This is a genomic window from Paenarthrobacter sp. CAP02, assembly GCF_040137855.1.
Classification (GTDB): domain Bacteria; phylum Actinomycetota; class Actinomycetes; order Actinomycetales; family Micrococcaceae; genus Arthrobacter.
Window position 1 is genome coordinate 509,587 of sequence record NZ_JBEEII010000001.1, and the last position, 13,703, is coordinate 523,289.

The following is a 13,703-nucleotide window of genomic DNA, read 5'->3' on the forward strand; positions in this document are numbered from 1 at the left end:
ATCCAGCGGTTTGGTGCATCCTTGATGTAACGCGCATCACGAGGCAGGGATCACATCATGGCAATCATCGATTTGAACAGCGACGTCGGCGAATCCTTCGGCCGCTGGACGCTGGGCGATGACGCGGCCATGTTTGAGTCGGTCTCCAGCGCCAACGTCGCCTGCGGATTCCACGCTGGCGATCCCAGCGTCATCCGCAGCACGTGCGAGAAGGCGGTGCGGGCCGGCGTCGTAATTGGCGCCCACGTTGGGTACCGCGACCTCGCAGGCTTCGGTCGGCGGTTCATGGACATCAATCCAGTGGAGCTGGCAGACGACGTTGTGTACCAAATCGGAGCGCTGCAAGCGCTGGCCGCCACCACCGGAGCCCGCGTCCAGTACGTGAAGCCCCACGGCGGTCTCTACAACGCGATCGTCAAACACACCGCCCAGGCGCGCGCCGTCGTCGAAGCCGTGAAATCGGTAGACCCCAACCTTCCGATCCTCGGCCTCCCAGGCTCCGAAGTCCTCCGCCTCGCTGAAGACGCCGGGCTGCGTGGCGTGGCCGAAGCATTCGCGGACCGCGCCTACAACCCCGACGGAACGCTCGTTTCGCGCAATCAGCCAGGTGCTGTTCTGCACGATCCCGCCGACGTTGCGGAGCACGTCCTGCGGATGGCCACCGAACAGTCCGTCAGGACCACGGACGGTTCCATCCTGAACATCCGCGCAGAAAGCATCTGCGTCCACGGTGACTCACCCGGAGCCGTTGCCATGGCTACCGCAGTGAAATCCGCCCTCAGCGGTGCCGGCGTGACTGTCGGCTCGTTCCTTTAGCCCACCCCGGGCGCCCCGCACCATCCCTCATCCCCCCGGAGGTCATCATGACCAGCACCAACAACGCAGCCAAGGCAGCGACAAGGAAGCCGCCGCCAGGTGCGCTTAAGGCGTACGTCGCCAGCCTCACCGGCACCTCGCTGGAGTACTACGACTTCGCCATCTACTCTGTGGCGTCTGCACTCGTCTTCCCGAAGATCTTCTTCCCGGGCAATGACGAATTCGTGGCGCTGTTGCTCTCGTTCTCAGCCTTCGCGGTTGGCTACCTGGCCCGTCCGATTGGCGGTGTCATCTTTGGCCGCCTGGGAGACAAGATCGGCCGCAAGTACGTCCTTGTTTTCACCCTTGTCCTGATCGGGGTGGCCACCGTCCTCATCGGAGCATTGCCAGACTACTCCGTGATCGGCGTGGCAGCTCCAACAATCCTTGTGCTGCTGCGCCTGGCCCAGGGCATCGGCGTCGGTGGCGAATGGGGCGGCGCAGTCCTCTTGTCGAGCGAGTTCGGTGACCCCAACAAGCGTGGTTTCTGGTCCTCGGCAGCGCAGATCGGCCCGCCGGCGGGCAACCTGATGGCCAATGGCGTCCTCGCCGTTCTCGCCGCTACCCTCAGCGACCAAGCCTTCCTTTCCTGGGGCTGGCGTGTGGCCTTCCTCGCCTCAGCACTCTTGGTGGTGTTCGGCCTGATCATTCGCCTCAAGCTTGAGGAAACCCCGGTGTTCAAGGCCATCCAGGCTCAGGGGGACCGCCCCAAGGCCCCCATCAAGGAAGTCTTCACCACGGAGCCCAAGGCATTGGTGGCAGCAGCACTCTCACGCGTCTGCCCCGACATCCTGTACGCGCTCTTCACGGTGTTCGTGGCCGTCTACGCCACCAAGCAGCTGGGCATGACCACAGGAAATGTCCTGTCCGCCATCCTTATCGGTTCCGCTTTCCAGCTCTTCCTGATCCCGCTGGCCGGGGCTCTTACTGACCGCTTCAACCGACGCTGGGTGTACGGCATTGCAGCAGCGGCAACCGCAGCCTACATCCCGCTGTTCTTCCTGATGATCCAGGGCAAGTCTGTCGCCATGCTGACCATTGGAACCGTGATCGGCCTGGCTCTTCACGCCTTCATGTACGGACCCCAGGCGGCCTTCATCACCGAGCAGTTCCCGGCCCGGCTGCGTTACGCCGGCAGCTCGCTGGCTTACACCCTGGCCGGTGTGATCGGCGGAGCCGTCGCCCCCATCATCTTCACGGCGCTCTATGGTGCTGCGGGCGGTGGCTGGTATTTGATCGCCGTCTACATCCTCGTCGCGGCAGTCGTCACGATCGTGGGCATGCTCCTGGGCCGGGACCCCAAGCCTGAAGAAGACGTTCGCTTGATGCAGGGGACGCACGCTCAGCCGGCGGCGTAGCGAAAGATGGAAACCGTAATGCACACCACCACCGCAAAAAGGGTTCGCTCGGTCAGGCCGGTCGGCACCCGTGCAGTCCTGGCCGAGCTCGATGGCCTGCAGGATGTCCTTGCCCTGCAAGACATGCTCTACAAGGCACCCTTGCCGGGCCAGGTTGATGTGCTGGCCGCCGCGGAAACGGTGATGGTGGTAGGCGAATCCGCTGCGGCCACCCGCGCTATCGGCGCCCGGCTCCTGGAGTTGGAACTCAGCGCGCCCGGGATTGCAGATTCCGGACTGGTGGTCATCGACACCGTGTACGACGGCGACGACCTCGCCGATGTCGCGGAGCTGACCGGCCTGAGCGTGGATGGTGTTATTGCCGCCCACACGGGCCAGATCTGGACCGTGGCCTTCGCTGGCTTCGCGCCCGGTTTTGGCTACATGGTGGGCGAGAACGAGGCACTCACGGTTCCTCGTCGTCCGTCACCACGCACAGCGGTTCCCGCGGGATCCGTGGCCCTGGGCGGGCAGTATTCCGCCGTTTACCCCCGCCGTTCGCCCGGTGGGTGGCAGTTGATTGGCCGGACCGGTGCCAGGATGTGGGACCTGGAAAGGTCCCAGCCTGCCTTGGTTCGTCCCGGCGACCGGGTGCAGTACCGGGCCGTCCGCGAAATTGTCACGAGCAGTGCTTCGACGTTGCCTGAGCCCGAAGCGGAGCGCCACGCGGAATCGGGACTGAGGATCCTCAACCCGGGTGCGCAGAGCCTCATCCAGGACCTGGGGCGCCGCGGCTTCGGTCCGCTGGGTGTCTCTGCTGCCGGTGCCTTGGACAGGGCTTCACTGCGACGGGCCAACCGCTTGGTGGGGAATGGTTCCTCGGCCGCCGGCATTGAAAGCGTCAACGGCGGGCTGACTATCGAGGCAGTCGGCGACCAAGTGATTGCCGTGACAGGTGCGCCGACGACGCTGGCCATCCAGCCGCCGTCGTGGGTTGAATCTGAGGGCGCCGCCGCGCGCACCGTCGCAATGTCCACGCCGTTCGCGCTGCTCGACGGCGAAGTACTCACCCTGGGTGCCCCCGAGTCCGGCTTTCGAAATTACGTGGCCATCCGGGGCGGAGTAGACGTTCCCGAGGTCCTGGGTAGCCGTTCGGCGGACACGATGTCCGGGATCGGCCCGGCTCCTTTGGTTATTGGGCAGATGCTCCCGGTGGGCGAAGCTACCGTTTCCACTGCTGTTGGCAGCCCCGAACTGCAACCCGAATTCCCGGGCACCGGCGTCACGGAGCTGGACGTAGTTCCCGGACCCCGGGCCGACTGGTTCGACCAGGAGGCGCTTGATTCGCTGTGCTCCCAGGAATGGGTGGTCACGCCGCAGTCCAACAGGGTGGGCATGCGTTTGGACGGCACCCCGCTGGAGCGTAGCCGCGAAGGTGAACTGCCCAGCGAAGGCACCATGGCCGGAGCCCTCCAGATCCCGCCCGCCGGACTGCCCGTGCTGTTCCTGGCGGACCATCCCATTACCGGCGGCTATCCGGTGATCGGAGTGGTGCGCGATGAACACCTGGACCGCGCCGCGCAGGTGCCCATCGGCGGACGAATCCGATTCCGGTTCGTTCCGGATTCAACGACTTTTACGAACACCCCAGAGAAGTGAGTATTTGATGCGCAAGGTCCTGATCGCGAACCGTGGCGAAATCGCCGTCCGCGTCGCCCGTGCTTGCGACGACGCCGGCATCGCCTCGGTGGCCGTTTACGCGGACATCGACGCCGATGCCCTGCACGTTGCCACTGCGGACGAAGCCTACAGCCTGGGCGGAAACTCTCCCGCAGAGACCTACCTGAACATCGGGAAGCTGCTCGCGGTGGCGGAGCAGTCCGGCGCGGACGCCGTCCACCCCGGATACGGTTTCCTCTCCGAGAACGCCGATTTCGCACAGGCAGTGCTCGACGCCGGACTCGAGTGGATCGGTCCCTCGCCGGAGTCGATTCGGCAGTTGGGCAACAAGATCACGGCCCGCGAAATCGCCGTCCGCGCCGGAGCTCCCCTTGTTGCCGGCAGCGACGGCCCGGTTTCTTCGGCCGCCGAGGCTCGGGCGTTCGCTGAGGAACACGGACTTCCCATCGCCATCAAGGCTGCCTTTGGTGGTGGCGGCCGCGGACTGAAGGTGGTTCGCGAACTCGCCGAAGTGGAGGAAGCCTTCGATTCCGCCGTCCGTGAAGCCGTGGCCGCATTCGGTCGCGGCGAATGCTTCGTGGAGCAGTATCTGGACCGGCCGCGCCACGTCGAGGCCCAAATCATTGCGGACGTCCATGGCAACGTGGTGGTGGTGGGCACACGTGACTGCTCCCTTCAGCGTCGACACCAGAAACTCGTGGAGGAAGCTCCAGCGCCCTTCCTGAGCGACACCCAGCGAAGCAGTATCTACAGCGCCGCCAAGGCAATCGTCCGCGAAGCCGGCTACTACGGTGCCGGAACGGTGGAATTCCTGGTCTCAGCAGATGGCGCCGTAGCTTTCCTCGAGGTCAACACCCGCCTCCAGGTTGAGCACCCCATCACGGAAGAAACCGCTGGAATTGATCTTGTGCAGGAACAGTTCCGGATCGCTGCAGGGTTGCCGTTGAGCATTACCGAGGATCCCGTGGCACGCGGACACTCCTTTGAGTTCCGCATCAACGCGGAGGACGTGGGCCGAGGCTTCCTGCCCTCACCGGGCACAGTGGCTCTCTTCGAGGCACCCACCGGACCGGGCATCCGTCTGGACAGCGGTGTACGCTCCGGTTCGTTCGTTGCGCCGCAGTTTGATTCGCTGTTGGCCAAGCTGATCGTCACCGGAGCCGACCGGCAGCAGGCTCTGCGCCGTGCCCGCCGTGCCCTCGGCGAAATCACCATCACCGGTCTGGCCACCGTTTTGCCGTTCCACCGGGCCGTCCTGGAGTCCGAGGACTTCGCCTCCGCTGCCGGACTCAGGGTGCACACGCGGTGGATCGAAACCGACTTTGCCGACAAAATCCCCGTGGATCCCGAGTACAACGTGGTGGCCCCGGACGGAGAACGGCGAACGATCACCGTTGACGTTGATGGCAAGAGGCTCGCCGTGGGTCTTCCAGCCGATTTGTTGGACGGTTGGGCCCGGTCAGGGCAGGGCGTTCCGGCCTTCTCCACATCGACCGATACGCCTGGTTCTGTTTCAAGTGTCGGCGACTCACCCGCCGAATCGGCCTTGGTCTCCAGCATGGCGGGCACAGTGGTGAAGTGGCTCGTCGACCCGGGAGCCGAGGTTACCGCCGGTGATCCGTTGGTTGTCCTGGAAGCCATGAAGATGGAAACCCAGGTGCCCGCGCACCGGACGGGCACCCTGTCAGAGGTAGTGTCGGCCGCTGGCGGAGTTGTTACGGCGGGCGCTGTCCTGGCCCACATCGAGTAGGAGCCCTCGCCTATCGCGTTGCCAACCCGCTGTTCCGTCGCTGGCCAGCAACGGAACAGCGGGCCGGCAACGGGCCAGGTGTACAGCTAGGACGTGACGGCTACGCCCAGCACGCTGTCCAGGAGACCGTTGCGGAACTTGCCCGTGGGGTCGTTCGCTTGGACGAGCGCACGGAAGTCCTCGAAACGGGGGTAGAGAGCGGCAAAGTCGTACTGGCTGGGGGTGAAGAGTTTGCCCCAGTGCGGCCGGGCACCGAACGGACGCAGCGCTTCCTCGAGTTCGGGGAGTACCGCCTCCACCTCGGCCTGCAGGGGCTTCCACGTGAAGTGCAGCGCTACGCTTTGCTGCTGGTAGAAGGGGCTGAGCCAGAACTCGTCCGCGGCCACTGTGCGGATTTCGGAGATGAACAACAGCGGTGCCAACGTGGCCGCCAGGCCTCGGACAGCCTGTAGTGCCGCAGGCGCCTGGTCCAGGCGCAGCAGGAATTCGCTCTGGAGTTCCTCGCCATTGCTTGGCGTGAATTCGTGCCGGAAGTGCGGCAGGCGGTCAAGCCACTTTCCGGGGACGTCCAGCTGCTCGGTGCAGTTCTCGGCGGACATATCAGGCAGGGGGTGCAGTGCCGCGGTCGCAGGCGTCCCGCCGAACAGGTCCGCGAGGGGAGCTTCGGTGTCCAGCGCCTTGAACCACACCTGCGGGATCGTGTCTCCGGTGTAATTCGTGAAGAAGCTGACGCTGTAGGCGCTGGCCGCGATGGTGTGGAAGTTCGCCAGGGCGCCGTCCCAGGAGAGATCAGTGAGGACACGCTGGCGGACCTCGTAGCTGGGCCTGACAGCAAGCTCCAATCCCGTCACAATGCCCAGGGCACCCACGCCCACCACGCTGGCGAGGAATTCGTCGTCGTCCGCGGTGAGTGTCACCAGCTCGCCGGAGGCGCGCACAATGTCAACGCCCACGACGGCGGCAGCCAGGGAGGGGTTGTTGACCCCACTGCCGTGCGTGCCTGTTTGGATGGCGCCGGCGACGGAGATGTGGGGAAGCGATGCGAGGTTGTGGATGGCGTATCCCTGTTCCTCCAGCGCGCGTCCCAGCGCGCCGTAGCTGATCCCGCCGCTGACCTTGACGGTCCCCTTGTCTTTGTTGAGGACAACTTCCTGAGGCAAGGCGTCGAGCAGGATGTGGGTCCCGTCCGTGTCGGCGACGGTGTTGAAGGAATGCCGGGAGCCGAGAGCCTTGATGCGGGACGCATTGGCGACGAGCTCCTGCAGCTCGCCAACCGATGTGGGGCGGTGCACTTCCGTGGAGGAGTACTCGAGGTTTCCTGCCCAGTTCTTCATTGAATGATCTTCCAGCTTGGGATACAGATAACTCCCGTAATTGTTAACGCTCTCAACTAATTGCGTCAAGGGGAGTCCAACTGGTTGAAGATAGAGTTCAGGGAATGCGCCGTCTACCAGGAGTTGCCCCGTGAGCAAGGGATCCAAGCCCACCATCCGTGACGTTGCGATGGCGGCGGACGTATCGCTGACCACGGTGTCGTACGTGCTCTCCGGCCGGCACGGCGGCACAACCCGGATCAGCCAGCCCACCCAGGACCGGGTGCTGGCAGCGGTTAAAGAGCTGGGCTATGTTCCAAATCAGGCTGCCCGGGGAATGCGTCGGGGCAAGACGGACGTCGTGGCGGTGTCGATCGGGAACCTCGAGTGGCCTTGGGACCGGGCCTTGGCAACAACGGCCGCAAGGATCCTGCCTGTGCATGGGTTTCAGCCCGTAATCCTGTTGGGCGACGATTGGCGTCAGTTCATGATGTCCGGCGGTGCCGACGGTGTGATCATCGGTTACTTCCCGGAGGCGACGTCCGAGGACCAGACGGTCACGGAGCTGGCCCGCCGCGGGGTTGCCCAAGTGGTGATCTCGGGGACCATGAAACCGCAGGGATTCGACGTCCTGGCCCCTGAATCGGAGGCTGGGCTGAGGGAGTGCATGGAGTTCCTCACCGCGTCCCACCGCAGGATCGCCTGCATCCGCAGGGCCGATCCGGCGGGCCGCAGGAAGAGCCGCTATGCCGCATACGCTGCCGGGCTCGAGAGGGCCGGAATTCCGATCGACGAATCGCTGGTCAGGACATCGAACCATCACCCGGCTACCGCGTACCGGTCGGCGCTCGAGCTGCTCCAGATGCCTAACCGCCCCACCGCCATGCTCTGCACCGACGACATGGAGGCGTTGCAGGCCATCCGAGCCGCCTACAGGCTGGGCCTTCGGGTGCCTGAAGATATCCAAATACTCGGTGTGGGCAACTCAACGGAGGGCCAGGAATACGATCCCGCGTTGACCACCGTGGGACCGGACCCGATCTTCGAAAAGGTGGTCCATATGCTCCTGGATCGCCTGTCTGGCACCACTCCCGCAGCCGGCGTCCGGGTGGCCTCGCCGTGGAAACTGCACCGGCGCGGCACCACCCGGAACTAGTCCTTCAGCGGACGGCGGGCCAACCAAGCTGCAACGATCGCACCTGAAATGTTGTGCCACAGGGAGAACACCGCCGACGGCAGCGCAGCCAGTGCGCCGAAGTGGGCGGTAGCCAGCGTGGCAGCCAGCCCCGAGTTCTGCATGCCCACCTCGAATGCGAGGGCACGGCGGGCTTTGTCGTCCAAGCGGCCGAGTTTGCCGGCCAGGTAGCCCAACCCCAGGCCAAAGCCGTTGTGGAGGACGACTGCCAGGAAGACAATTCCGCCGGCAGCAACGATCTTGCTGGCGCTGCCCGCCACGACGATCGCCACGATCAGGGAAATCACGACGGCGGACGCCCAGGGGAGTACCGGAAGGACCTTTGCGACCAGCTTGGAAAGGAACAAGCGGGCCAGCAGGCCTGCGATGACCGGCAGCAAGACGGTTTTTACGATGTCCAGGACCATGGCGCCGGCGTCGATGTGCAGGAAGGAGCCCGCCAGGAACAGCGTCAGTGCCGGTGTCACAAGGGGTGCGATCAGCGTCGAAACCGAGGCGACGGCCACAGAGAGGGCAACGTCGCCCTTGGCAAGGAAGGCCATGACGTTCGAAGCAGTACCCGACGGAGCGCAGCCCACCAGGATGAGGCCCACGGCCAGTTCCGGCGGCAATTGCAGAAGAACGGCGATGAGCCAGCCGGCGCCGGGCATGATCACGTAGTGCGCCACAATACCCAGTGCCACGGCCCAGGGGCGGCGGGCAACCGAGGCAAAGTCCGGTGGGGTCAACGTCAGGCCCATGCAGAACATAATGGTGCCGAGCAGGTAGGGGACTGCGGGGCCCATGGGTTTGAAGACATCCGGCAGCAGGAACCCGAGGACACCTGCTGCCACCACCAGCAGCGGGAACACCGTCACGGCAATACGCGCAATCTTGGCCTCAGCGGCAAGGGCTGCGTTCGCGGGTTCTTGGGTCTTTGACGGGGTATTGGTTGCCTCAAGCATTCATCCATGCTCACACTTGGCGCGCGGCAGGGACGACTTCGTTACATTCGCGGCCGTGTATATGTCAGATGACCGTCGTCTCATCCCCGGTTGGGTCAGGAGTTGAGCTTCCCTGCCAGGCGCTCCCGCATGCGCACGCTGGCCTCGTTGAGTCCGATGAATTCGACCTCGCGCCCGTGGTTGCGATACTTCTCAGTCACTGAATCGAGCACGGCCACCGTAGACGCATCCCAGATGTGCGAGCCGTGGAGATCGATAACTACGCGATCTATGCCTTCTGAGGAATCCTTTGCGTAGTCGAATTGGGTGTAGAGATCGTTGGATGAGGCGAAGAAGAGTTCACCGTCTACCGTGTACGTCGCCACGGTCTCTCCGTTAAGCTCCAGTTCGGTCCGCTCGACTGTCGCAAAATGGGCCACCCGCCGCGCAAACAGCACCATTGCGGTCAGAACGCCGACGCCGACTCCCACCGCCAGATTGTGTGTCGCCACCACAGCGGCAACGGTCAACAGCATCACCGCAGTCTCGGATTTCGGGAGGCGCTTCAGGGTTGAAAGCCGCACGGAGTGCCAGTCGAAGGTGATCAGGGAAACGAAGATCATGACGGCCACCAAGGCTGCCATGGGGATCATTCCCACAACGTCACCCAAGACGACCACCAACACCAGGAGGAAAACGCCTGCAAGGAACGTGGACAGCCGGCTGCGTGCCCCCGAGCCTTTGACGTTGATCATGGTCTGCCCGATGACGGCGCATCCGCCCAGGCCGCCCAGGAACCCGGTCACGATGTTTGCCGTACCTTGGCCCCACGAGACCCGTGTCTTGTTTGAACGGGTGTCCGTGATGTCGTCCACCAGCTTGGCGGTCATGAGCGATTCCAGCAGACCCACCAAGGCCATGGACAAGGCGAAGGGTGCGATGATCCGGAACGTCTCCAGGTTCAAGGGGACGTTGGGCAGGAAGAAGCCCGGGAGGCTGTCCGGGAGTTCGCCCTTCTCGCTCACGGTCGGAACGTCGATTCCACCAAGCACAGTGACCAAGGTGATGAGCACAATCGCCACCAAGGGAGCAGGAACAGCCTTGGTGAAGCGCGGCAGAAGGAACACGATCACCAATCCCACGATGACGATCGGATACACCGCCCAAGGGACGTTGAAGAGTTCCGGCATTTGCGACATGAACACCAGGATGGCCAGTGCATTCACGAAACCGATCATCACCGAACGCGGGATGAAACGCATCAGCCGTGTCACCCCCAGCACCGCCAGGATGATCTGGAAAACCCCGGCCAGGATGATCGTGGCAATCAGGTAGTCGAGTCCGTGTTCCTTCATCACCGGAGCGATCACCAGTGCCACCGCCCCGGTTGCCGCGGAGATCATGGCGGGACGGCCTCCCACCAGTGCGGTCACCACGCCCATGGTGAACGAGGCAAACAGCCCGATCCGCGGATCCACCCCGGCAATCACGGAGAACGCAATGGCCTCGGGGATGAGTGCCAAAGCCACCACGAGTCCCGCTAGGGATTCCGTCAGCAGGCGGCGGGGCGAACGGAACGTCACCCGCAGTGACATGAGTTGCTCGGGAGTCATGGGTCCTTACAGGGGCGGTCTTTACAAAGCAGTCTGACGGTAGCGCTCAATCTGCTTAAGACGCCGCTGGAGGCTGTCGCGCCGCGGGTGCGGAACGACGTCGGGCGCCTCGGCGGTGAGATCGATGTGTTCGGTTCCGTACTGCCACAGCAGGAGGTCATCCAGGAGGCGGTCGGGGCCGGGGGAGTAGCGGTGGTCCAGGGCCTTGCGGACCTCGGTGATCCGGTTGGCGCTGAGCAGCCCAGCCAGTTCCACGGTCTTGGTCAGTCCGTGGGCGGCAAGCAACTCGGCGGCCCATCCCCAGTCGTCATCAACTTTACGGTCAACGTGGGGAAGGAGCGTCCGCCAGACATCACGAACCCGGTTGGGAGTCAGGGGCGAACCGCCCTCACCCTCCAGGTCCCAGTAGCTGCGGACTTCCTCGTAGCGCTCATGGAGGTCGGCGAAGGCGCTCTCCACCGTTTCCAACATTGCCGCGGTTGCTGTGAACTGACGGTCGAAATGGGGTGTCCAGGCGCGTGGATCTTCGGCCTTGAAACGGATGTCGTGCTCAATCTCGCTCCAGGCGTGCGCGAACACGGTACGGATCTGGCATTCGAAGAAATAGCTGCCGTTGGCCGGCATGTCCGGATTGAAGACGTGCTGGTACTCCTTGACGGCCTCGTTCTGGATAGTACGAAGGATCAGGTGGCGGCTGGAGTAGCCGTAGGTCCCGGACTCGATGGAGCCGATGTCCTTCTCGCGGTCGCCACGGCAATCAAAGAGCTGGCGCTGCCGCTTGATGATGTTGGCTACCGCAGCGTTTTCGGCGGGCAGCTTGGTGATGACGCGGATGCCCACCATGTCGTTCAACGTGCGGAAAGGGTCCGGGAACTTGAGGACCCGCGGACCGCCCGGCTCCAAGGGATCATCCGTCCGGGAAATCTTTTCCCGGAACGACTCCACGGTCTTTGTCCGTCCCGTGACGAACAACGGCGTGACTTCGGCGTCGTTCAGCATGTCCCTCAACGTGAGCAGGACATCGCGGGTAACGCGCTTGAGGGCGGGACGAACCCGCTCGTAGAGGGCCACGTTCGCGTCCACTGCGTCGCGCTGGTCCTGGTCCAGGCTGTCCCAATTGCTTGCCATGCCCCCAGCTTACGGGTCGGGTCCGACACTGAACCCGGCCACTCGCCGTCGGGGTGCCCCTAGCCAAACTTCCGGATCGTCACGATAGGCTCAGTACAAAGGAGGGCGCAATGTTGCGGCACAAGTACAGCTACGGCGAACACCCCAGTCAGTGGGGCGAACTCTTCATACCTGAACCGAACAACGGGAACCATCGCGGCGCATCAGCAGCTGCCGGTGGAGTCGCCGTTGTGATCCATGGCGGCTACTGGCGCTCGCAGTACGGTGCGGAGCTCGGTGAGCCCCTTGCGCGGGACCTTGCAGCGCATGGCATCACGGCCTGGAACCTTGAATACCGGCGGGCAGGGAACGGCGGTGGTTGGCCCCATACTTTCGAGGACATCCTGGCCGGCATCGACCATCTGTCCGAAATCGCGGGCGACCACGACCTCCAGTTGGGCAAAGTGGTGGCACTCGGGCATTCGGCCGGCGGTCACCTTGCTGTCTGGGCCGCCGGTCGTGAGCGGCTTTCGGCCATAGGAACTCCCGACGCCGACCGCCAACTGGTGCGCTCACCCGAGGACAACGCGGTCCACCTGACAGGCGTGGTGAGCCAGTCCGGCCTGCTCAACCTTGCGGCCGCGGAGAAGCTCAACCTCAGCAACGGCGCAGTCTGCAACCTCATGGGCGGTGATTCGGCCAGATTCCCCAAACGGCATAAATACGCGGATCCCATGAGTTTGCTGCCCATCAACGTCCCCGTCTATGCCGTGCACGCCACGGAAGACGAGGACGTTCCTGCAAGCCAGTCCGAGGCCTACGTTGCTGCGGCCACGGCTGCCGGTAGCGCGGCCCAACTGTTGCGCGTGCCCGGCGACCATTTCGACCTGATCGATCCCAAGGCAGTGGCTTACAAGAAGTGCCGCGAGCTGGTGCAGCGATTGCTCTCGTAATTGTTGGGCTGCGGAGGCCGCGCTCTGGCAGAGTGGTCCCATGCTGACTGTCATTGGTGAAGCCCTGGTGGACGTCGTTCAACGCTCCTCTGGAATCGAGGCGCATGTGGGCGGGAGCCCGCTCAACGTGGCAGTCGGGTTGGCGCGCCTGGACCACCCCGTCCAGTTCATCGGGCGGTACGGCCGCGACGCTTACGGCGACTCGATCGCCGCGCACCTGCGTTCAAGTTCGGTGATGGTGCCGCTGCCGCCGGACGACAAACCAAGCAGCGTCGCCACCGCTGAAATCGACGACGACGGCGCCGCCACCTACGCGTTCGACCTCGCCTGGGAGTTGCCTGGGCTCGCCCCGCGGCTGCCGCTCATGCTGCAGGGCACCACCCTGCTCCACACAGGTTCCATCGCCACAGCTTTGGAGCCCGGCGCTGCGGAGGTGCTTGCCGCCGTCGAGCATGCCCACCCGGCCAGCACCATCAGCTTCGATCCCAACTGCCGTCCAAGCATCATCACGGACGTCGACTACGCACGTAGGCAAGCCGAACGCTTCGTGGTGCTGTCCGACGTCGTAAAGGCCTCTGACGAGGACCTCGAATGGCTGTATCCCGGCGTCGATCCGACGGAATCCGCGCGCCGTTGGCTGGCCCTGGGCGGCGACGAAGGACCTGCGTTGGTGGTGGTGACCCGTGGATCACGCGGGCCATGGGGGATCACACGGGCCGGGGAAACGGAAGTGGCCGCGCCCTCCGTGAACGTCGTGGACACTGTGGGTGCGGGGGACTCGTTCATGGCCGGGCTGCTGTCCGCGATTGTGGACCACGGGCTGGACGGGGCGCAGAACAGGGACGCGCTCCGGGCCATGCCTGCGGAGACACTCGCCGCGATCCTGGATCATGCAACGCGTGCTGCCGCTGTCACGGTCTCGCGGGCCGGGGCCAACCCCCCGACCCGCGCCGAGCTCAACCAGGGTGCGGCTTAGG

Annotated in this window: 11 protein-coding genes; 7 read left to right on the forward strand and 4 right to left on the reverse strand. The window is 64.3% G+C overall.

What is annotated here, in order from left to right; translation table 11 throughout:
* The first annotated feature begins 57 nt into the window (after positions 1 to 57).
* From ABHM97_RS02565 to ABHM97_RS02580, 4 genes are read left to right on the forward strand one after another with little or no spacing between them, the layout of a single operon-like run.
* The gene (locus ABHM97_RS02565) at positions 58 to 816 is read left to right on the forward strand and encodes a LamB/YcsF family protein (RefSeq protein ID WP_349469465.1); all 759 of its coding nucleotides are present in this window, start codon (positions 58 to 60) and stop codon (positions 814 to 816) included.
* Between the two features lie 47 nt (positions 817 to 863).
* A complete protein-coding gene (locus tag ABHM97_RS02570; RefSeq protein WP_349469466.1) occupies positions 864 to 2,213 on the forward strand; it encodes an MFS transporter in 1,350 nt (449 codons plus the stop codon).
* Between the two features lie 6 nt (positions 2,214 to 2,219).
* On the forward strand, positions 2,220 to 3,851 hold the full coding sequence (locus ABHM97_RS02575; RefSeq protein WP_349469467.1) for a 5-oxoprolinase subunit B/C family protein: 1,632 nt from the start codon (positions 2,220 to 2,222) through the stop codon (positions 3,849 to 3,851).
* A 7-nt stretch (positions 3,852 to 3,858) separates the two neighbouring features.
* Positions 3,859 to 5,622, forward strand: coding sequence for an acetyl/propionyl/methylcrotonyl-CoA carboxylase subunit alpha (locus tag ABHM97_RS02580; protein ID WP_349469468.1), 1,764 nt, complete (start codon positions 3,859 to 3,861; stop codon positions 5,620 to 5,622).
* A gap of 86 nt (positions 5,623 to 5,708) precedes the next feature.
* Here the strand turns inward: ABHM97_RS02580 and ABHM97_RS02585 are convergent, their stop codons facing one another.
* Positions 5,709 to 6,956, reverse strand: a complete 1,248-nt coding sequence (locus tag ABHM97_RS02585; RefSeq protein WP_349469470.1) for a D-arabinono-1,4-lactone oxidase — start codon at positions 6,954 to 6,956, stop codon at positions 5,709 to 5,711.
* 130 nt (positions 6,957 to 7,086) lie between these two features.
* Here ABHM97_RS02585 and ABHM97_RS02590 point away from each other — a divergent pair, with 130 nt between their 5' ends.
* Positions 7,087 to 8,091, forward strand: coding sequence for a LacI family DNA-binding transcriptional regulator (locus ABHM97_RS02590; protein ID WP_349469471.1), 1,005 nt, complete (start codon positions 7,087 to 7,089; stop codon positions 8,089 to 8,091).
* On the opposite strand, the gene ABHM97_RS02595 is transcribed toward ABHM97_RS02590, so the two are convergent.
* The 3 genes from ABHM97_RS02595 to ABHM97_RS02605 form a co-directional block, all read right to left on the reverse strand.
* Positions 8,088 to 9,074: a bile acid:sodium symporter family protein gene (locus ABHM97_RS02595; protein WP_349469473.1), complete on the reverse strand. Its 987-nt coding sequence runs from the start codon at positions 9,072 to 9,074 to the stop codon at positions 8,088 to 8,090. The genes ABHM97_RS02590 and ABHM97_RS02595 overlap by 4 nt on opposite strands.
* 95 nt (positions 9,075 to 9,169) lie before the next feature.
* The gene (locus tag ABHM97_RS02600; RefSeq protein ID WP_349469474.1) at positions 9,170 to 10,666 is read right to left on the reverse strand and encodes a SulP family inorganic anion transporter; all 1,497 of its coding nucleotides are present in this window, start codon (positions 10,664 to 10,666) and stop codon (positions 9,170 to 9,172) included.
* 21 nt (positions 10,667 to 10,687) lie between these two features.
* Positions 10,688 to 11,794 carry a GTP pyrophosphokinase gene (locus ABHM97_RS02605; protein WP_144649037.1) on the reverse strand — a complete coding sequence of 369 codons (1,107 nt, stop codon included), beginning with the start codon at positions 11,792 to 11,794 and terminating at the stop codon, positions 10,688 to 10,690.
* A gap of 110 nt (positions 11,795 to 11,904) precedes the next feature.
* Here ABHM97_RS02605 and ABHM97_RS02610 point away from each other — a divergent pair, with 110 nt between their 5' ends.
* Both ABHM97_RS02610 and ABHM97_RS02615 read left to right on the forward strand, forming a co-directional pair.
* Positions 11,905 to 12,726 (forward strand): alpha/beta hydrolase fold domain-containing protein, encoded by an 822-nt coding sequence (locus ABHM97_RS02610; protein ID WP_211710383.1) that lies wholly within the window; start codon positions 11,905 to 11,907, stop codon positions 12,724 to 12,726.
* 40 nt (positions 12,727 to 12,766) lie between these two features.
* On the forward strand, positions 12,767 to 13,702 hold the full coding sequence (locus ABHM97_RS02615; RefSeq protein ID WP_257370011.1) for a carbohydrate kinase family protein: 936 nt from the start codon (positions 12,767 to 12,769) through the stop codon (positions 13,700 to 13,702).
* The last annotated feature ends 1 nt before the right edge of the window (position 13,703 follow it).

Coding starts and splice junctions, on each gene's coding strand:
- ABHM97_RS02595 (WP_349469473.1), bottom strand. CDS start 9,074: ATGCTTGAGGCAACCAATACCCCGTCAAAGACCCAAGAACCCGCGAAC.
- ABHM97_RS02600 (WP_349469474.1), bottom strand. CDS start 10,666: ATGACTCCCGAGCAACTCATGTCACTGCGGGTGACGTTCCGTTCGCCC.
- ABHM97_RS02565 (WP_349469465.1), top strand. CDS start 58: ATGGCAATCATCGATTTGAACAGCGACGTCGGCGAATCCTTCGGCCGC.
- ABHM97_RS02585 (WP_349469470.1), bottom strand. CDS start 6,956: ATGAAGAACTGGGCAGGAAACCTCGAGTACTCCTCCACGGAAGTGCAC.
- ABHM97_RS02575 (WP_349469467.1), top strand. CDS start 2,220: ATGGAAACCGTAATGCACACCACCACCGCAAAAAGGGTTCGCTCGGTC.
- ABHM97_RS02580 (WP_349469468.1), top strand. CDS start 3,859: ATGCGCAAGGTCCTGATCGCGAACCGTGGCGAAATCGCCGTCCGCGTC.
- ABHM97_RS02610 (WP_211710383.1), top strand. CDS start 11,905: ATGTTGCGGCACAAGTACAGCTACGGCGAACACCCCAGTCAGTGGGGC.
- ABHM97_RS02605 (WP_144649037.1), bottom strand. CDS start 11,794: ATGGCAAGCAATTGGGACAGCCTGGACCAGGACCAGCGCGACGCAGTG.
- ABHM97_RS02615 (WP_257370011.1), top strand. CDS start 12,767: ATGCTGACTGTCATTGGTGAAGCCCTGGTGGACGTCGTTCAACGCTCC.
- ABHM97_RS02570 (WP_349469466.1), top strand. CDS start 864: ATGACCAGCACCAACAACGCAGCCAAGGCAGCGACAAGGAAGCCGCCG.